The following is a 17,450-nucleotide window of genomic DNA, read 5'->3' as shown; positions in this document are numbered from 1 at the left end:
ACGGTGGGTGGGGAGAGATCCTGACCATCTGCAGTTTTTGGGTCTCGCTATAGGTGACAATCCCGCGATCTACTGTGTTGGGGATAAACACGACTGCCGCAGCATCCGGCATGACCAACTCACTATCGGAAAGCGTGGCACCGGGTGCAAGGGTGACAGTCGGCAACGCCAGCACATCGCGTGCAGATGGCAGGCTTGCACGCCGACGTTTACGAGTCCTGCCGGGGTCGGGGTCGGTGTTGTAATCTGCCCAATCCTTCTCTGGTGGCTTGGGGATCAGCGGGGGAATATCGTGTGGGGGCATGGGTGTGGACCTCCTTCGGGTTCTGGCCCACAACCAGCCTGCCACCTAGGGCGTGGGAGGGAATTTGGTGCTTGGGAAAAGAGGCGAGTGACAAAGGACGCAACTCGAAAAAGTAGGGTCGGCATAACCGCAGGTCACAAAAGGGCTAGCCAACAAGGGGTGTGTCTTTTGTCACTGGTGCAGCGGGACGCGCACCATATTCCTTGGTTTTGGGACGGCGACGTGGCGTTTCCCCAGGTCGCGCCCCTTGCGCAAAGGAATTTGGTGCGCATTCCGTTTAATCCAGGGTTTTGCCCTTCTGCTCCGGCAGGACGAACGCCGCCACGGCGGCCACGGTGAACGCCACCGCGAAGACTACGAACACGCTGGCGTGGCCGCCGAAGGACAGGACCGGCGGGACGATCAGCGGCGCCAGGATCGAGCCGACGCGGCCGAAGGCCGCCGCGGCACCCGTGCCGGTCGCGCGGATCTGGGTGGGGTAGAGCTCAGGACCGATGGCGTAGAGGGCACCCCACGCGCCCAGGTTGAACAGGGAGAGCAGGCAGCCTGCGGCGATGATCTGCCAGGGCGCGGTGGCGAACCCGTAGAGCCCCGCCGACACCGCCGACCCAGCCAGGAAGACGGCGAGGGTGGTGCGGCGCCCCCAGACCTCAATGAGCCAGCCTGCCAGGGCGTACCCGGGCAGCTGGGCCAGCGTGATGATCAGCGTGAAGCTGAAGGAGCGCACGAGGCTGAAGCCTTGGTCCACAAGCAGGGAAGGGATCCAGGTGAACGCGCCGTAGTAGGCGAGGGAAACGCAGAACCAAACGGTCCAGAACGCGGCGGTGCGGGCGCGCAGTTCGGGGCCCCAAATGTGATGGCTAGAACTTGCATCGGGATCGGTGGTGGTGGCGATGGGTGCGTCGGTAAGTAGTTCGGGCGGGACTTGCTCCTCGAAGCTGCGGACCACTGCCTCTGCTTCCTCGTCGCGGCCGCGCGACTCCAGGAAGCGGACCGATTCCGGCAGCTGCATGCGCACGTACAGTGCGTAGAGCGCAGGCACGGCGCCGAGCGCAAGCCCCCAGCGCCAGCCGTTTTCGCCCTCGGCGACGACGAACGTGCCGATGACCGCCGCCAGGATCCAGCCCGCCGCCCAAAACGCCTCGAGCCAGACCACCATCCGCCCGCGCACCTTCAGCGGCGCGAACTCGCTGACCAGCGTGGACGCGACGGGCAGCTCCGCGCCGAGGCCCAGTCCGGTGAGGAAACGGAAGACGAGCAGGACAGCGACCGACCCGGCGAGCGCTGAAGCGCCCGTGGCCACGCCGTAGATCAGGAGCGTGAGGGCGAAGACCTGGCGGCGCCCCAGCTTGTCCGCGAGCAGCCCGCCGAGGGAGGCGCCGACCGCCATCCCGATGAACCCCACGGACGCGATCCAGCTCGTGGTGGTTTTCTCCAGGTCCCAGTGCACGGCCAGCGCCGCGATGACGAAGGAAACCAGCCCGACGTCCATCGCGTCGAGCGCCCACCCCACCCCCGATCCGACGAGGAGCTTCTTGTGCTTCGGTGTAACCGGCAGCCTATCGAGGCGCTGCGTGCGGGTCAGTGCTGTTTTCATGGGCAAAACCTTAGACCAACCCTGTCGCTTATTTGGGAAAATTACTAAAGTTTCCTGCTAATCTGCCGGTATGAAGAAGCAGCTTGGACTCATGCTCGTTATTACCTGCTCAGCGGCCATGTTGGTGGCCCCGCAGGCCATGGCGGAGGACACCGCCCAGCTCACGGAAGCTCGCTGCGTGGCACTTGTCGACGCGGTGAAGGACGCCACCGCGAAGCAGCGCGATGCGCAGGACCGCGAGCGCGCCACGCAGCAGACGCTCGATGCGGCGCAGCGCGACGTCGCCGCCGCCCAGGAAGAACTCAAGGCAGCAAAGGGCATGGTCGCCGCCGCCCAACGCCTTCTTGACGACGCCACCACCGACCGCACCGCGAAACAGTCCGCAGTGCCCGCCGGCGTGACGGCGGAATCTGCACAGCAGGCGCTCGAGGACGCGAAGGCGCGGGCCGCCGAAGCAGCCGCCGCCCTCGAAGCCAGCAAGGCCGAGGCGCAACAGCAGTTCGACCGCGGCTCCCTCGGCTTCTTCGAAGCCATGGGCGCAACCGACGCCGTCGCCGAACTGAACACCGACTTCCGCTTCAAAGAAGAAGACCCGGTGGCGGGGCAGACGGGCTACCGCATCGCGGACGACACCCACATCGGTGAGACCGACGACGCCACCCACCTGGACAACATGAAGACAGCCATCGGCTGGCTGCCCGAGGCCAATGAACTCCGCGAAAGCGACGGCCAGCCCGCCCTGCCCGTCTCCGACTTCCTGATGGCGCAGGCCCAGGTAAACGTGAACTGGTCGCACCAGCTGCCGCGCGGGCACTCGAAGAACGGATGGGACAACCTGTCCTGGAACTACGACAACCCGTTCAAGGGCTGGTTCCACGAGGAGCGCGTCGCGTACTTCGAGGCGATTGAGAAGGGCGAGAAGCCATTCGAGGCGGGCGCTGGCCACTACATGGCGATCGTCAACCCGGACATGCGCGCCACCGGCTTCGCCGTGAACACCAAAGCCTTCCGGTACCAGGGGTACCCGTGGCGTATTGCACACGCGCAGACCTTCGCCACCCACTGGATGAAGCAGGGCACTCCACTGTTCACCGTCGACGAGTACACCGAGCGCTTCAATACCTACTACGACGGCATCAAGCACGCCATCGAGTTTGGCGACGCCACCAAGCGTCAAACGCTCGAGGAGCGCGAAGGGGACGTCGACAAGGCGGAGCGGACCCTGGAAGCCGCACGCGCGCTGCGGGCCGCGGAGGAGCTCGTGGCAAAGCGTGAGCAGGAGCTTTCCGCCGCCAAGGAGGCGCAACCGGCCCGACAGACCGCAGCCGAGGAAGCGCTGACCGCGGCGAAGCAGGCGCAGGAGGATGCGGCTGCTGCCGCTGCGACCGCCAAGGCAGCCGCAGCCGAGGCCCGCGCAGCCACCGAACGCGCCGAAGCCGAATACAAGCCTGTGCAGGCGGAGTGCGCCACGCTGGCCGCCCCGGAGAAGGACGGCTCCTCCACCGGTGGCATCATCGCCGGCGTAGTGCTCGGGCTGCTGGCGATCGTCGGAATCGTGGTAGCCACCAACCCAGGAGTTCTCAATATGTTCTAGGTAGGTACACTCTCTGCTTATGCAAAGCGAGGAGCAGACCACACCCGAACCAGAATGGTGGGAACAACCAGGCATGCCCTGGAACAGCAAACCAACCAAGGCTGACTACTGGTGCCTTGGCTGGTTCGGCTTCGTAGGCCTCTTCGGCCTCGCCATGATCCCGCTTCGTGCCTGGCTACTCGGCCTGCACCCGCCCATCATGCTGGCGATTACGGGTTCTCGGATTGGTGCGGCGTCGACAGGCGCGCTCGCCGCCGTTGGCGAGGTGCAGCACTGGCTGGGCTACCTGCTCATCGGCACGCTGATGGCCATCAAGTTCGACTGGATCTACTGGTGGGCCGGCAAACTGTGGGGGCGCGGCATCCTGGACGTGCAGGCGCAGAACTCCAAACGCAGCGCCCGCAACATCGCGCGCGTGGAAACGTGGGCCCTCAAACTCGGCTGGCTGGGCATCTTCCTCGCCTACGTACCGATCCCGCTGCCCATCGCCTTCGTCGTCTTCGTCCTGATGGGCATGACCGGCATGCCGCTGTGGAAGTTCATGGTGCTGGACTTCATCTCGAAAACCCTGTGGTCACTGGGCTATTTCGCCCTCGGTTGGTGGATCGGGGAGCCCGTCGTGTACGTGCTGGAGCAGTACGCGAAGGTGGCCAACTGGATCGCCATCGGGCTGATCGTGGTGATCATGTTCGGCGCGTTCCGGAGGCAGGCGAAGAAGTCGTGAGCGGATGCGTGCACCACATTCCCTCTTTTTGGGATGGCGGTGTGGCGTTTCCCCAGGTCGCCGATTGTCCAGACAGGATAAAGGTGCGCAGAACTGGCGCCGAGTGACAAAAGACGCACTTGGATTTGATATGTACATTCATAGTTGCAGGTCAGAAATGGGCTATCTTTTCCTAGTTGCGTGATTTGGCACTCGCTCCCCAGAAAATTAGCGGTACACCACCACTGAGGAGAAGTCCTCGTCCCCGTGGCCCTTCTTCTGCTGCTCCTGCAGGGAGGCAACCGCGGCTGCCACGGCGGGCAGCTCCTTGCCGGCGGCCTCGGCGGTGGCGAGCATCAAACGCGCGTCCTTCTCGATGGCGTCGGTGGAGAAGTCGCCGGGGTTGGTGTCGCGCTCGCCGAGTAGGAAGGGGGACTTCATGTTCACGATGAACTCGAGGCCGGTGGAGGCGAGCATGTCGACGATGGTGGCGTCGTCAAGTCCTTGGGCGTTGCCGATGTGCAGTGCTTCCTTGAAACCCTGCATGGTCACCGCGAGGGCGAGGTTAGCGATGAGCTTGCCCGTCGCGGCCTGGGCGGCGGTGTCGACGACCTTGAGGCGTTCCGGGTTTGCGGCGGCCCACGGCGCGACGACCTCGGCGACTTCCTTGCGGCGCTGTTCGGAGGCGCCGCCGACGTAGACGCCGAGCTTGCCGGCGCGCGCCGGGATGAGCGAGCCGACTACGGGGGTGTGGACGAAGGTGGGGACGGCGGCGGCGAAGGAGTCGGCGTCGGCGGGGGAGATGGTGGTGGCGTCGGCCCAGGTGACGCCGTCGGGGATGAGGCCGGGTTCGATGACGACTTCGCGGACGGTGTCGGGGCCGAAGAGGGAGGTGATCACGAGGTCGGCGCCTTTCACGGCGTCTGCGGGGGTGTTGGCGGCGGTGGCGCCGCGCTCCACGAGCGGGGCGGTTTTTGCCGCGGTGCGGTTCCAGACCGTGAGGTCGTGGTCACTGACAAGCTTGAGTGCTAATTCGGTACCCATACGGCCGAGGCCTAAAAATCCAATTCTCATATGACCTAGGATAGGCAACTATGACGAAGACGAATCTGACTTCAGAAAACACTGCTCGTTCTGCTGAGTTGTTTGCGCGCGCTCAGCGGGTCACGCCGGGCGGGGTGAACTCGCCGGTGCGCGCGTTTGGCTCGGTGGGTGGGCAGACGCGATTTATTGAGAAGGCGTTCGGCAGCACGCTTGTAGATGTCGACGGCAACTCCTACGTCGACCTGGTGGATTCGTGGGGTCCGATGATCCACGGGAATGCGCACCCGGCGATCCTGGAGGCCGTCGAGAAGGCGTTGGTGAACGGGTTGAGCTTCGGTACGCCGACTGAGGCTGAGGTGGAGATCGCGGAGATGATCACGAAGCGTACGTCCGTGGAGGAGGTGCGCATGGTCAACTCGGGTACTGAGGCGACGATGTCGGCGGTGCGCCTGGCGCGCGGGTACACGCAGCGCCCGAAGATTATTAAGTTTGATGGCTGCTACCACGGCCATGTGGATGCGTTGTTGGCGTCGGCGGGTTCGGGGATTGCGACGTTCTCCCTGCCGGATTCCCCGGGGGTGACCGGTGCGCAGGCGGCGGACACGATCGTGGTGCCGTACAACGACATTGAGGCAGTGAAGCGGGCGTTCGCGGAAAACGAGGGCCAGATTGCCGCCGTGATCGCGGAGGCGGCCGCCGGCAATATGGGTACGGTGGCGCCGCAGGACAACTTCAACGCGAAGCTGAAGGAGGTCTGCCACGCCAATGGTGCCCTGCTCATCCTGGATGAGGTGATGACGGGCTTCCGCACCTCCTACTCCGGCTGGTACGGGGTCGACGGTGTTGCGGGTGACCTGACGACCTTCGGCAAGGTCATCTCTGGTGGGTTGCCGGCGGCGGCCTTTGGTGGGCGTCGAGAAGTAATGGAGAAGCTTGCGCCGAACGGGCCGGTGTACCAGGCAGGAACCCTGTCCGGAAACCCGGTGGCGATGGCTGCGGGCATGGCGTCGTTGCGCCTGGCCAGCGAGGATATTTACCCGGTGCTGCACCGCAACGCGGACAGGCTGGAAGATCTGGTCAGCTCGGCGCTGACGCGTGAGGGCGTGGCGCACCACATCCAGCGCGCGTCGACGATGCTGTCGGTGCGCTTCGCGGAGGGCGAGGGCCACAACTTCGACGACATGAAGGCGGCGGACACGTTCCGCTACGCGCCGTTCTTCCACGCGCTGCTGGACCACGGAGTGCACGCGTCCCCGAGCCCGTTCGAGACCTGGTTCGTCTCCACAGCGCTGACCGACGACGACTTCGCCACCATCGAGGCCGCGCTTGTCCCGGCTGCGAAGGCCGCGGCCGCCGCGACCCCGGAGGGCCAGTAAATGACGCGAACTGTTGTCCACCTGGTGCGCCACGGTGAAGTGTTCAACCCGAAGAAGATCCTCTACGGGCGCCTGCCGGGCTACCACTTGAGCTCCCGCGGCTACTCGATGGCCGCTGCGACCTCGAAGTTTTTCGAAGGCCGCGACGTCACCTACCTGGCGGCCAGCCCGCTGCTGCGCGCGCAGGAGACCGCGCAGCCGATTGCGGAGGTCACCGGTCTGGAGATCGATACCCGGGAGGAGATCCTGGAAGCCGGCAACACCTTTGAGGGGCTGCGCACCAAGGGGTGGCGCTCCCAGCTGTGGAACCCGATCCGGTGGCGCCACATGCTCAAGCCCTGGGAGCCGAGCTGGGGCGAGTCCTACGAGGACATCTTCGCTCGCATGGACGTCGCGATTGAGGACGCCCGCCAGCGCGCCGAGGGCCACGAGGCCGTGTTGGTGAGCCACCAGCTGCCGATCGTGACGGTGCAGCGCTACGTGCAGGGCAAACCCTTCGCGCACGCGAGCCGTCGCTGCGAGCTGGCCAGCGTGACGTCACTTGTGTTCGATGATGACGTTGTTGTTGACTGGTCATACTCAACCCCCGCATCCGCGATCTAACCTGGAAGGACCCCATGACCGTGCGCCGCAGCCTTGTCCCATTCGTTGCCGCAGCCGTGCTGCTGAGCGGGTGCTCGAGCGCCAGTGACAACGGCGGGTCCTTCGCGTTCCACTCGCCGGGTGGGCAGGTGGAACTGTTCTACCCGCAGGAGGAGCGTAAGCCGTTGCCGGACTTTTCCGGCGAGTCCCTGATGGAGCCGGGCAGTGAGATCTCGCTCAGCGACTTCGACGGTGAGGTCGTGGTGCTCAACGCGTGGGGGCAGTGGTGCGCGCCGTGCCGCGCGGAGGTCGACGACCTCCAGGAGGTGCAGGAGTCCATCGAGGGCTTCGGCACCGTCCTCGGTATTAACGTGCGGGACCACAACGCGGACATCGCGCGCGACTTCATGAAGGACAACGGGGTGACCTACCCATCCATTTACGACCCGCCGTTTAAGACCGCCGCGTTCTTGGGCGGCGTGCCCAGCTCCGTGATCCCAACGACGATCGTGCTGGACACCCAGCACCGCCCGGCGGCGGTGTTCCTGCGGGAGGTCACCGCCCAGGAGATCATCGACCTGGCGAATACGCTGCACCAGGAGGCGGAGGCCTAAGTGGGGGAGGCGTTATCGGAGCTGGTTTCCCAAGGCCCGCTGCTGCTGGGAATGCTGGCGGCTGCGCTGGCCGGGTTGGCGTCCTTCGCCTCGCCGTGCGTGGTGCCGCTGGTGCCGGGCTACATGTCGTACCTGACGGGCATCGTGGGCGGGGAGCTCAACGTGGATGAGCACGGGGTATCTGTGACGCGGCGCCGCTGGGCCGTCGCCGGCGCGGCGGGCCTGTTCATCCTCGGGTTCACCGTGGTGTTCCTGCTGGCCACCGTGACCGTCTTCGGCGCGGTGAGCGCGGTGGCGCTCAACGCGGAGACCCTCATGCGCGCGGGTGGGGTGGTCACGATTGTGATGGGCCTGGTGTTCGCCGGTTGGGTGCCCGCGCTGCAAAACGACACGCGGCTGCGACCGAAGAAGTGGACCACGCTGCTGGGCGCGCCGCTGCTCGGCGGGGTGTTCGCGCTCGGGTGGACCCCGTGTTTGGGGCCGACGCTCGCCGCCATCGTGTCCGTTTCTGTGGGGACGGCGGGCATGACCGCGGCGCGCGGCGTGCTGCTGGTCATCGCGTACTGCCTCGGGCTGGGGCTGCCGTTCTTGCTGGTGGCGCTTGGCTCGGCGAAAGCGGTGCGTAGCATCGAGGTGCTGCGAAAGCACTCGCGCACCATCCAGGTGATCGGCGGGGTAGCGATGGTCATCGTCGGCCTGCTGCTGCTGACCGGGGCCTGGAACGTGTTTATCGGCTGGACGCGCCAGCTCGTCTTCGGATATGGAGCAACGGTGATTTAAATGAGCACTGCATGGACGTGGCTACGCAGGTCGTGGCACTGGCTGACCAGTATGCGCACCGCGCTGCTGCTCCTGTTCTTACTTTCGCTCGCCTCCATACCGGGCGCGCTGTTGCCACAGCGCACGGTCTCCGCGACGCTGGTAGACGACTACCTGCGCGCCAACCCAACCATGGGGCCCATCTACGACAAGCTGCAGCTTTTCGACGTCTTCGATTCCACCTGGTTCGTCGCCATCGTCACGCTGCTGATGGTGTCGCTGGTCGGGTGCATCATCCCGCGCTCGATTGACCACTGGCGCGCGTACCGGGCCACGCCGACCCGGGCACCGAAGTACCTGTCCAGGATGCCGCTGCATGCGGAAGGGGACGTCGATACGCCGAAGGAAGAGCTGGAGGCGAAGGCGCGCGCAGTGCTGCGCAAGTGGCACGTGGCTTCCTACCAGCCGGAGGAGGACCGCGCCGGGGTGTTCTCCATCTCGGCGGAGCGCGGCTACTCCCGCGAGCTGATGAACCTGCTGTTCCACATCGGGCTGGTGGGCATGATTGTGGCGTTCGCGGCGGGCCGCATGGTCTTCTACGAGGGCCAGGTCATCATGGTGACCGAGTCCGAGTCGCAGTACGCGGTGCCTGTGGAGCAGCCGCGCCAGTTCTGTAATACGTCGCCTGCGAACTTCGACGTCTTCCGCGCCGGCCCGCTTTTCGACGGCACTGGCCTGCACCCGTTCTGCATCGAGTCGAAGAACTTCCGCGCCGAGTACCTCAACACTGGACAGGCGAACGGGTTCTGGTCGGACGTGGCCTACACCCCGGACGTGGCCGCCCCGCGCGAGCAGTGGCAGGACTTCACGCTGCAGGTCAACCACCCGCTGCGCGTGGACGGCAACCGCGTCTACCTGCAGGGGCACGGCTTTGCCCCCCAGGTGACCATCACCTGGCCGAACGGGGAGTCGCGCACCCAGATGGTGCAGTTTAGGCCCACGGACGTGCAGAACTTCCTGTCCGCCGGCGTGATGCGCTTCGACCCGCCGGCCGGCATGTACCCGGACCTCACCGAGCGCCGCGAGCACCAGATCGCCATCGAGGGCAACTTCGCGCCCACCGCCCAGTGGACCGGCGTGAACGGCGACATGCTGCAGTCCGGCTTCCCTGCGATGCAGGACCCGGCGATGGCAGTAGACATCTACGTCGGCGACGCCGGCCTGGACACCGGCCGCCCGCAGAACATCTTCGTGCTGGACCAGAACCTGATCGCCGAGGGGCGCCTGCAGAAGGTGGAGCGCGTCAACCTGGTGCCGGGGGAGGAAACCACCCTTGAGGGCGGCATCCGCGTGCGCTTCGATGGCGCAGCCGAGTACGCCAACTACCAAATCTCCCACGACCCGACCCAGGGCTGGATGCTGGCCACCTCGGTGCTCATGCTGGCCGCGCTGGCCGGCTCGCTGACCATCAAGCGCCGCCGCCTGTGGATCCGCCTGACCCCGACGGCCACCGGCACTCACGTGGAGCTCGCCGGCCTGGCGCGCACGGACCGCGCCGGGTGGGGCGCCGAGTTCGACGAAATCGTGGAGGAAATCCTGGGCGTTTCGGAGGAGGAGAACCCCTCCTTCGAGGTTGATGACCTTGGCTAACCTGCGATGACGCGGTAGATTGTTCCCCATGCTTGTCGATTCCACGATGGCGGACCTTTCAGACCTCACGTTCCGCACCGCGTTCATCCTGTACCTGGCTGCGCTGATCATGTCCTGTATCTACTACGGGCGCATGTTCGGCGTGCTCGACATGCGCCGCGAGCGCGCCCGCATGGATCAAAAAGTCGCCGTGGGGGCCGGGGGCGGCTCCGAGCTTATCGACGCCCCCTCCGACTCCTTCGACCAGGCAGAGTACGACCGCCGCGTCGCCGGCGCTCGCAAGTGGGCGAACATGACGCAGGCGCTGATCTGGTTCGGCATCGTGCTGCACGTGGCGTCCTTCATTACGCGCGGGCTGGCGGCGAAGCGCTTCCCGCTCGGCAACCTGTACGAGTACATCCTGGCCATGACGGCCGTCGTGATGGTCGCAGCCGCGATCGTGGTGCAGCGCAAGAACTGGCACACCATCTGGCCGTGGCTGCTCGCCCCGATGGCGATCGCGATGTTCTTGAACTCCACGGTGTTCCACATGCACGTGGCGCCGGTGGTGCCGGCGCTGCAGTCCTACTGGCTGCCGGTGCACGTTTCGTCGGTGTCGGTGGGGGCGTCGATAGGTATTGTGTCGGGCATCTTTGCGCTGCTGTACTTGCTGCGCATGTGGCAGCCGCGCGGCGAGGAGCATGGGTTTTTCGGCGCGATTGCGAAGCCACTGCCGAGCGCGAAGACGCTCGACCAGATCACCTACAAGACGGCGATTATTACGCTGCCGCTGTTCGGAATCGGCATTGTGTTTGGCGCGATCTGGGCTGAGGTCGCCTGGGGTCGCCCGTGGGGCTGGGACGCGAAGGAAACCGTGTCCATGATCACGTGGATTCTGTACGCCGCCTACCTCCACGCGCGCGCCACCGCCGGCTGGAAGAACTCGAAGGCCGCGTGGATCAACGTTTTTGCCTTGGCCATGACCATCTTTAACATGACCTATGTAAATACTGTCATTGCTGGACTTCACTCGTACGCAGGATTGAACTAATGAAAACACTGATTACAGGAGGGGCCGGCTACATCGGCTCCACAATTGCATCGTGCTGCTCCGACGCAGGCATCACCCCGGTCATCTTGGATGACTACTCCACTGGCCTGCGCGTCTTCGCAGAGCGCTTCGACCACTACGAGGGCGACATCGCCGACACCGAGCTGCTCAACAAAATTTTCGACGACCACCCCGACATCGAAGCCGTCATCCACTGCGCGGCCAAGATCATCGTGCCGGAGTCCGTCGCGCAGCCGCTCGAGTACTACGACGTCAACGTCGGCCGCGCAACCAAGATGCTGCAGGTCCTTCGCGACCGCGGCGTCAAGCGCGTCATGCTCAGCTCGACCGCCGCAATGTACCAGGCGGACGAGGACTTCACCGTCAACGAGTCCTCCGTTGTGGCGCCAACCAGCCCGTACGCCGCGTCGAAGTGGATGCTGGAGCGCGTCATGGCTGACGCCGCTGCCGCCGGCCAGATCCAGGCTGTGGCCCTGCGCTACTTCAACCCGATCGGCGCCGACCCACAGCTGCGCACCGGCCTGCAGAACCCGCTGCCGTCCCACGCGCTGGGCAAGATGATCACCGCCCACCAGAGGGGTGAGGCGTTCACGGTCACCGGCGTCGACTGGCCAACCCGCGACGGCTCCGGCCTGCGCGACTACGTCCACGTTTGGGACCTGGCCCGCGCCCACGTCGCCGCCCTCAAGGCCGACCTCGCCCCATACGAGGTCATCAACCTAGGCACCGGCACCGGCACCACCGTCTTCGAGCTCGCGGAGGCGTTCAAGTCCGCCAGCGGCTCCGACATGGAGGTCACCACCGCACCACCACGCGAGGGCGACGTCGCCGGTTGCGCACCGCGCATCGACAAGGCGCGCGAGGTACTCGGCTGGTCCCCAGAACTCACCATCGAGCAGGGCGTCCGCGACTCCCTGGCCTGGGCAGAGAAGCTGCCCGAGGTCCTCGCCGAGGAAGCAACGCGCAGCTAGTCTTCGCCGCGCTTCCTCCGACGCTCCTCCTCTTCACGACGCCGGCGCTCCGCCTCCTCGCGGGCCCGGCGTTCTTTAAACCTATTCTTCTCGATCTCCCACAGGAACTCCTCATCATCATCCGGCCCCTTAATAACCGGTGGCTGTTCCTGCTGCTGCACCCCGTACCCTCCATACCGTGCATTCGACCCCGGGCCGAACGCGCGCCACATCAAGTACACAGCCAGAATGATCAGAGCGATGAGTAGAAGCCTTCCCATGCCCTCTAACATACTGGTCCACCTTTGCGTTAGGCTAAGTCTCCATGAGTGAAGCACCACAGGAAGCTCCCGAGGTTGACCCAAGCGCGAAGCGTCGCGCCAACAAAGCCGCCGCCATCTACGGGCTGTACCGGCTCCTCCTCTTCATCGTCCTCACCGTGGTGATCCAGCTGCTGGCCGTCGCGGTTGGGGCGCCCGTGCCGCTGATCATGTCGGCCCTGCTGGCCCTGATCGTGGCGTTCCCGCTGTCCATGCTGGTGTTCAAGAAGCAACGCATTGAGGCCGTCCAGGCGCTTGCGCATTGGAAGGAGCAGCGTCAGGCCCGCAAGGCGTGGATCGAGGCCGAGCTGGCCGAGCGTTAGTTCTCTCGTGGGACGGTGTGCACCACATTCCTGCATTTTGGCGTCGTGGGTTCGCAAAAGCCCAGGTCGCGTGTTCTGCCGCGAGGGAATTTGGTGTCAGGCAGGTCGGCTCGAGTGCCAAAAGACGCAATCGAATAAGGTCTATTACTTCAAAGTTGCTGGCAAAAAATGTGCTAGACAACAAACGATGTCAGATTTGGCACTGGCGCCCACTCCATAGCTACTCAGCGACAAGAAAACCCCTCCGCAGCCAGTCCGCTGAACGGGTGACTTCAGGCAAGAGGGGAATACCCCTCACACTTTACACTCGAAAAGTTCAAAACCCTTGCCACCCGCACCCCGCTGGCGTAATGTTCCGCTGGTGCCTGCTGACATTCGGCACCGCCAGCTCAATAGCGCGGCGGTGATCTTGTTCGGCTTCCTGGTTGCCCTGTTCGTGGGCACCGTGTTGCTGATGCTTCCGGTTTCCACTGTGAATCCGGGTGGGTTGCCGCTGTTGCCGGCGTTGTTTACTGCGACGTCCGCGCTGTGTGTCACCGGCCTAGCCATTGTGGATACGGCGACGTATTGGACTACGTTCGGCAAGGTGGTCATTGCCGTGTTGATCCAGGTTGGCGGGTTCGGGGTGATGAGCTTCGCGACGATTCTGGGTCAGGCGGTGGTCCGCAAAGCGAATTTGAGTGCGAATGTGATTTCGGCGGTGGAGCGTCGTACGGCGGTGGGCGGGATCGCGCCGCTGTTGAGGCGGGTCCTGCTGGTGAGCATCGTGGTGGAGGCGCTGGTCGCGCTGGCGTTGACGGCGCGGTTCGTGGCGTTGGGCTACCCATTGCCGCGCGCGTTGGGGCATGGGGTGTTTCATGCGGTGTCGGCGTTTAACAATGCGGGGTTCGCGCTTTATTCGGACAACATGACCGGCTTCGTGGGGGATTGGTGGGTCTGCGTGCCTATCATGGCGGCGATCATTATTGGTGGTTTGGGGTTTCCGGTGCTGTTTCAGTTTCGGCGGGACGTGTTTCACCTGCACCGCTGGACGTTGAATACGCGCATGGTGGTTGCCGGTACGCTCTTCCTTCTTTGCTTTTCGACGGCCACCATCCTCGCCATGGAGTTGAACAACCCGCGCACGCTGGGTGGGTTGCCGGCGTCGGATGCGGTGTTGGCGGGGCTGTTTCAGGCGGTGCAGACCCGCACGAGCGGGTTCAACTCTGTCGATATTGGCGGGATGCACGAGCCGACGCTGTTTGCGATGGACCTGTTCATGTTTGTGGGGGCGGGCCCGGCTGGCACGGCGGGTGGCGTGAAGATCACGACGGTGTTGGTGTTGGTGTCGGCGGTGTCGGCGGTGGTGCGGGGTCGCACGCAGCCGGTCATGCTGGGCAAAGGTGTCCCGGTGGAGGTGGTGCACCAGGCGATCACGGTGGTGATGCTCAGCGGCGCGCTGGTGGTGGCGGCGACGTTCGCGTTGTTGGCACTGACGCCGTTTCACCTGTCGGAGGTGTTGTTTGAGGTGCTGTCGGCGTTTGGCACGGTGGGGTTGTCCACGGGTATTACGCCTCATCTGGATGCGCCTTCGTTGTTGGTCATTATTTTTATGATGATTGTTGGCAGGTTGGGTCCGATTACTGTGGCGACGGCGTTCGCGTTTGCGGAGCCGGCGTCGAAAATTTTGCTTCCTTATGAAAGGCCGATCATTGGTTAAGTTTGCAACGCCCACGTACGCGGTGCTTGGGCTCGGGAGGTTTGGCTCGGCGGTGGGCCGGGAGCTCATGTTTGACGACGCCACCGTCGTCGGCATCGATCTGGAAGAGTCCGCCGTGAAACGCAACAACGGGCTGCTGTCGAAGGTGGTGCAGGCGGACTGCACGGACGTGGCCACGATTGAAGAGTTGGGCATTTCGGAGTTCGACGGCGTCGTCGTGGCGATCGGCGGGGCGCACGTGGAGGCGTCGATTTTGACGTGTTCGTTGTTGGTGGATGTGGGCGTCGAGAATTTGTGGGCGAAGTCTTCCGGCAATGCACACGGGCGCATCCTGGACCAGATTGGTGTGCCGCATGCGGTGCACCCGGAGGAGGCGATGGGGCGGCGTGTGGCGCACCTGGTGCGTGGCGCGAACCTCGACTATGTGGAGTTGTCCTCGGGCACGGCGATTGTGCACACGGTGGTGCCGACGCACGTGGCGGGCCCGCTCGACGAGCAGGCGTTGTGGCAGAGCCACGGCGTGAAGGTGATTGCCGTGCGCCGGGAGGACCGCTGGCAGCCCGTCCTCGGGCACATGGCTTTGGAGGCTGGCGAGCAGGTGCAGATCTATGGGGATTCGCGCCGGGTGGAAAAGTTCAGCCGCATGGCGGCACGGCGACGCTAACCTGGGCTGCATGTCAGTACAGCACGCTTTCGACACTGCACGCGCGGCACAGCGCGCCTGGGCGACGACACCTCTTCGCCAGCGCAGCCGCATCTTCCTGCGCTACCACGACCTGATCCTTGCCCACCGCGACGAATTGGTGGACCTGATCCAGCAGGAGACAGGTAAGGCGAAACACAACGCGTTCGACGAGGTCATGGATGTTGCGATTACCGCCCGCCACTACTCGTACCGCGCGAAGGCGCTGCTGACGCCAGCCCGAGTGCGGGGCGCTATGCCGGTGGCGACACGGACCGAGGTGCACCGGGCGCCGAAGGGTGTGGTGGGGGTGATTGCGCCGTGGAACTACCCGCTCTCGTTGGCGGTGTCGGATGCGGTGGCGGCACTGATCGCGGGCAACGCGGTGGTGCTGAAGCCGGATACGCAAACCCCGCGCACCGCGCAGCGCGCCCACCAGCTGCTGGTGCAGGCTGGGCTGCCAGCCGACCTGTTCCAGGTTGTGGAGGGAAGCGGGCGGACGGTGGGGCAGGAGATCGTGAAGCGGTGCGATTTCCTCATGTTCACAGGGTCCACCGCCACCGGCAGGAAGCTTGCCGCGCAGGCCGGGGAGCGTCTGATTGGGTTTTCCGCTGAGCTGGGCGGGAAGAACCCACTGCTGGTTTTAGCCAGCGCGGACCCCGAGACGGCGGCACGTGGCGCCGCTGACGCGTGCTTCAGCAATACCGGTCAGCTGTGCATTTCCGTGGAGCGGATCTACGTGGACCGCGCCGTGGCAGAAGTGTTCCTTGAACAGTTTGTGGCGCTGACGAAACGCCTGCGCATTGGGCACGGGTGGGGTGACGATGTTGGCTCGCTGATTTCGGCGGAGCACCGCTCGCGTGTCGACGCCTTTGTCCACGACGCCGTGGACAAAGGCGCCACCGTCCTGGCTGGTGGGGAGGCGTTACCCCAGCTCGGGGATACGTTCTACGCACCGACCATCCTCGTGGACGTCCCGGAGGACGCCGATCTGTACCGCAAGGAAGTGTTCGGGCCGGTCGTCTACGTGGAGGTGGTGGATGGGCCGGAGGTGGGCGTCGAGAAGATGAATGACACCGACTACGGGCTCAACGCCTCGATTTGGGGCGCGGAGGACGAGGCGCGCGTGGTCGCGGCGCACGTGCACGCCGGGACCGTGAACATTAATGAGGGGTACGCGGCCGCGTGGGCATCGATGGACGCGCCGATGGGCGGGTGGAAACAGTCAGGCGTGGGGCGACGCCATGGCGACGAAGGCCTGCTGAAGTACACCGAGGCGCGTACCGTGGCGGCGCAGCGTTACGTGCCGCTCGGCGGGGTCGGCGCTGGTGGCGGCAAGCCGGTCGCGGACGCGATGGCGCTTGCGCTGCGGCTGGGGAAACGCCTGCTGCGCTAGGCCCGGCTAGGACTTGCTCTCTGTGCTGTGGCCGGTGGCGTGCGCGATGGCGTCGGCGAGCCACTGCGCCAGGCCGGGTTGGCGTTCTTCGTAGTAGCGCTTGAAGCGTTCATCGGCGATGTAGCCGCGCGAGATCTGGAACTGCATCTCCGGGGTGACGTCGAAGAACTGCCCGATCACCTTCCGGTGTTCCTCGACGAGTTCGGCGGCTTCCGCGCTGTCGGTGGGCACGTCGCGGCGAACAGCGTCGGCGAGTTTGGTATCGATGGCGTCGAAACGCTGCTTGCTGTCCTCCCAGTCGCTCGCGCCCCAGTTGCCGGTGCGACCCTGGTACTGCGCCCAGCCGGGCGTGTCGCCGTAGGCCTCTTGCGCCTCGGCTTGGTGTTCGGTGTAGTTCGGGTCGCCGAGGATCTCGCCGACTTCTTCAAGGGTTGGTTTGTGGTTATTCATTGCTTGCTCCAATAACTTTTCGACGGCCACCACCATCCCATCGATCCGCGAACGCTCCTCAAGCAGGCGTTCGTGTTGCCTGCGCAGGTGCTCCCGGTTCGAGGTGGGGTGGGAGAGTACTTCTTTGATTTCAGACAGTTTCATGCCAGTGGTCCGGTAGACCAGGATGTGCTGGATGCGCTCCAGGTCATCTGGCGTGTACAGCCTGTAGTTTGACCAGCTGCGATACACAGGTTCGACGAGGCCGGCCTGCTCCCAGTGGTGCAGGGTGCGCACCGTGATCCCGAATGCGTTGGCTACTTCGCCGACTGTGTACAGCGCTTCGTTGTTGGTCATGGCAGCCATTGTGCAGTCTG

Annotated in this window: 18 protein-coding genes; 13 read left to right on the top strand and 5 right to left on the bottom strand. The window is 64.8% G+C overall.

What is annotated here, in order from left to right; all coding sequences use genetic code 11:
* Positions 1 to 304: hypothetical protein (locus tag BJP06_RS03910; RefSeq protein ID WP_255365782.1), on the bottom strand; the 304-nt coding region annotated here is incomplete at its 3' end.
* Between the two features lie 277 nt (positions 305 to 581).
* A complete protein-coding gene (locus BJP06_RS03905) occupies positions 582 to 1,901 on the bottom strand; it encodes an MFS transporter (protein ID WP_071572858.1) in 1,320 nt (439 codons plus the stop codon).
* A 70-nt stretch (positions 1,902 to 1,971) separates the two neighbouring features.
* Between BJP06_RS03905 and BJP06_RS03900 the strand changes: the two genes are divergently transcribed.
* Together BJP06_RS03900 and BJP06_RS03895 are read left to right on the top strand one after the other, a co-directional pair.
* Positions 1,972 to 3,495 (top strand): CAP domain-containing protein, encoded by a 1,524-nt coding sequence (locus BJP06_RS03900; RefSeq protein WP_071572857.1) that lies wholly within the window; start codon positions 1,972 to 1,974, stop codon positions 3,493 to 3,495.
* 19 nt (positions 3,496 to 3,514) lie between these two features.
* The gene (locus tag BJP06_RS03895; protein WP_071572856.1) at positions 3,515 to 4,219 is read left to right on the top strand and encodes a DedA family protein; all 705 of its coding nucleotides are present in this window, start codon (positions 3,515 to 3,517) and stop codon (positions 4,217 to 4,219) included.
* Between the two features lie 207 nt (positions 4,220 to 4,426).
* Here BJP06_RS03895 and BJP06_RS03890 read toward each other — a convergent pair whose 3' ends face one another.
* Positions 4,427 to 5,272: an NAD(P)-dependent oxidoreductase gene (locus BJP06_RS03890; RefSeq protein WP_071572855.1), complete on the bottom strand. Its 846-nt coding sequence runs from the start codon at positions 5,270 to 5,272 to the stop codon at positions 4,427 to 4,429.
* 20 nt (positions 5,273 to 5,292) lie between these two features.
* Between BJP06_RS03890 and hemL the strand changes: the two genes are divergently transcribed.
* Genes hemL through galE form a run of 7 tightly spaced genes read left to right on the top strand, consistent with a single transcriptional unit; the run spans position 5,293 to position 12,245 of the window.
* Positions 5,293 to 6,618 carry a glutamate-1-semialdehyde 2,1-aminomutase gene (gene hemL, locus BJP06_RS03885; protein ID WP_071572854.1) on the top strand — a complete coding sequence of 442 codons (1,326 nt, stop codon included), beginning with the start codon at positions 5,293 to 5,295 and terminating at the stop codon, positions 6,616 to 6,618.
* Positions 6,619 to 7,221: a histidine phosphatase family protein gene (locus BJP06_RS03880; protein WP_070363187.1), complete on the top strand. Its 603-nt coding sequence runs from the start codon at positions 6,619 to 6,621 to the stop codon at positions 7,219 to 7,221.
* 14 nt (positions 7,222 to 7,235) lie between these two features.
* Positions 7,236 to 7,814, top strand: a complete 579-nt coding sequence (locus BJP06_RS11810; RefSeq protein ID WP_071572853.1) for a TlpA disulfide reductase family protein — start codon at positions 7,236 to 7,238, stop codon at positions 7,812 to 7,814.
* Positions 7,815 to 7,865: 51 nt separating this feature from the next.
* The gene (locus BJP06_RS12030) at positions 7,866 to 8,594 is read left to right on the top strand and encodes a cytochrome c biogenesis CcdA family protein (protein WP_177224256.1); all 729 of its coding nucleotides are present in this window, start codon (positions 7,866 to 7,868) and stop codon (positions 8,592 to 8,594) included.
* On the top strand, positions 8,595 to 10,223 hold the full coding sequence (locus BJP06_RS03865; RefSeq protein ID WP_070477401.1) for a cytochrome c biogenesis protein ResB: 1,629 nt from the start codon (positions 8,595 to 8,597) through the stop codon (positions 10,221 to 10,223).
* A 28-nt stretch (positions 10,224 to 10,251) separates the two neighbouring features.
* Positions 10,252 to 11,253: a c-type cytochrome biogenesis protein CcsB gene (ccsB, locus tag BJP06_RS03860; protein WP_070477403.1), complete on the top strand. Its 1,002-nt coding sequence runs from the start codon at positions 10,252 to 10,254 to the stop codon at positions 11,251 to 11,253.
* Positions 11,253 to 12,245 carry a UDP-glucose 4-epimerase GalE gene (gene galE / locus BJP06_RS03855; RefSeq protein WP_070477405.1) on the top strand — a complete coding sequence of 331 codons (993 nt, stop codon included), beginning with the start codon at positions 11,253 to 11,255 and terminating at the stop codon, positions 12,243 to 12,245. The genes ccsB and galE overlap by 1 nt, the downstream gene beginning before the upstream one ends.
* On the opposite strand, the gene BJP06_RS03850 is transcribed toward galE, so the two are convergent.
* A complete protein-coding gene (locus tag BJP06_RS03850; RefSeq protein WP_070477766.1) occupies positions 12,242 to 12,505 on the bottom strand; it encodes a hypothetical protein in 264 nt (87 codons plus the stop codon). The two genes, galE and BJP06_RS03850, sit on opposite strands and share 4 nt — an antisense overlap.
* 44 nt (positions 12,506 to 12,549) lie before the next feature.
* Here BJP06_RS03850 and BJP06_RS03845 point away from each other — a divergent pair, with 44 nt between their 5' ends.
* The 4 genes from BJP06_RS03845 (at position 12,550) to BJP06_RS03830 (ending at position 16,644) form a co-directional block, all read left to right on the top strand.
* Entirely contained in the window at positions 12,550 to 12,867 is a 318-nt protein-coding gene (locus tag BJP06_RS03845; RefSeq protein WP_070363181.1) for a DUF4229 domain-containing protein, read from the top strand.
* A gap of 361 nt (positions 12,868 to 13,228) precedes the next feature.
* Entirely contained in the window at positions 13,229 to 14,566 is a 1,338-nt protein-coding gene (locus BJP06_RS03840) for a TrkH family potassium uptake protein (protein ID WP_071572851.1), read from the top strand.
* Positions 14,559 to 15,230 carry a TrkA family potassium uptake protein gene (locus tag BJP06_RS03835; RefSeq protein WP_177224255.1) on the top strand — a complete coding sequence of 224 codons (672 nt, stop codon included), beginning with the start codon at positions 14,559 to 14,561 and terminating at the stop codon, positions 15,228 to 15,230. The genes BJP06_RS03840 and BJP06_RS03835 overlap by 8 nt, the downstream gene beginning before the upstream one ends.
* Before the next feature lie 10 nt (positions 15,231 to 15,240).
* Positions 15,241 to 16,644, top strand: a complete 1,404-nt coding sequence (locus BJP06_RS03830) for a succinic semialdehyde dehydrogenase (protein WP_071572849.1) — start codon at positions 15,241 to 15,243, stop codon at positions 16,642 to 16,644.
* A 6-nt stretch (positions 16,645 to 16,650) separates the two neighbouring features.
* Here BJP06_RS03830 and BJP06_RS03825 read toward each other — a convergent pair whose 3' ends face one another.
* A complete protein-coding gene (locus BJP06_RS03825) occupies positions 16,651 to 17,430 on the bottom strand; it encodes a MerR family transcriptional regulator (protein WP_071572878.1) in 780 nt (259 codons plus the stop codon).
* Positions 17,431 to 17,450: the final 20 nt, after the last annotated feature.

Origin of the sequence: Corynebacterium sp. NML120713 (assembly GCF_001875735.1) — a bacterium.
Taxonomy (GTDB): Bacteria; Actinomycetota; Actinomycetes; order Mycobacteriales; family Mycobacteriaceae; genus Corynebacterium; species Corynebacterium pseudogenitalium.
Note: the sequence above shows the minus strand (reverse complement) of the source record. Positions and strands in the feature narration are given on the sequence as shown.

Coding starts and splice junctions, on each gene's coding strand:
- BJP06_RS03905 (WP_071572858.1), bottom strand. CDS start 1,901: ATGAAAACAGCACTGACCCGCACGCAGCGCCTCGATAGGCTGCCGGTT.
- BJP06_RS03900 (WP_071572857.1), top strand. CDS start 1,972: ATGAAGAAGCAGCTTGGACTCATGCTCGTTATTACCTGCTCAGCGGCC.
- BJP06_RS03895 (WP_071572856.1), top strand. CDS start 3,515: ATGCAAAGCGAGGAGCAGACCACACCCGAACCAGAATGGTGGGAACAA.
- BJP06_RS03890 (WP_071572855.1), bottom strand. CDS start 5,272: ATGAGAATTGGATTTTTAGGCCTCGGCCGTATGGGTACCGAATTAGCA.
- hemL (WP_071572854.1), top strand. CDS start 5,293: ATGACGAAGACGAATCTGACTTCAGAAAACACTGCTCGTTCTGCTGAG.
- BJP06_RS03880 (WP_070363187.1), top strand. CDS start 6,619: ATGACGCGAACTGTTGTCCACCTGGTGCGCCACGGTGAAGTGTTCAAC.
- BJP06_RS11810 (WP_071572853.1), top strand. CDS start 7,236: ATGACCGTGCGCCGCAGCCTTGTCCCATTCGTTGCCGCAGCCGTGCTG.
- BJP06_RS12030 (WP_177224256.1), top strand. CDS start 7,866: ATGCTGGCGGCTGCGCTGGCCGGGTTGGCGTCCTTCGCCTCGCCGTGC.
- BJP06_RS03865 (WP_070477401.1), top strand. CDS start 8,595: ATGAGCACTGCATGGACGTGGCTACGCAGGTCGTGGCACTGGCTGACC.
- ccsB (WP_070477403.1), top strand. CDS start 10,252: ATGCTTGTCGATTCCACGATGGCGGACCTTTCAGACCTCACGTTCCGC.
- galE (WP_070477405.1), top strand. CDS start 11,253: ATGAAAACACTGATTACAGGAGGGGCCGGCTACATCGGCTCCACAATT.
- BJP06_RS03850 (WP_070477766.1), bottom strand. CDS start 12,505: ATGGGAAGGCTTCTACTCATCGCTCTGATCATTCTGGCTGTGTACTTG.
- BJP06_RS03845 (WP_070363181.1), top strand. CDS start 12,550: ATGAGTGAAGCACCACAGGAAGCTCCCGAGGTTGACCCAAGCGCGAAG.
- BJP06_RS03830 (WP_071572849.1), top strand. CDS start 15,241: ATGTCAGTACAGCACGCTTTCGACACTGCACGCGCGGCACAGCGCGCC.
- BJP06_RS03825 (WP_071572878.1), bottom strand. CDS start 17,430: ATGACCAACAACGAAGCGCTGTACACAGTCGGCGAAGTAGCCAACGCA.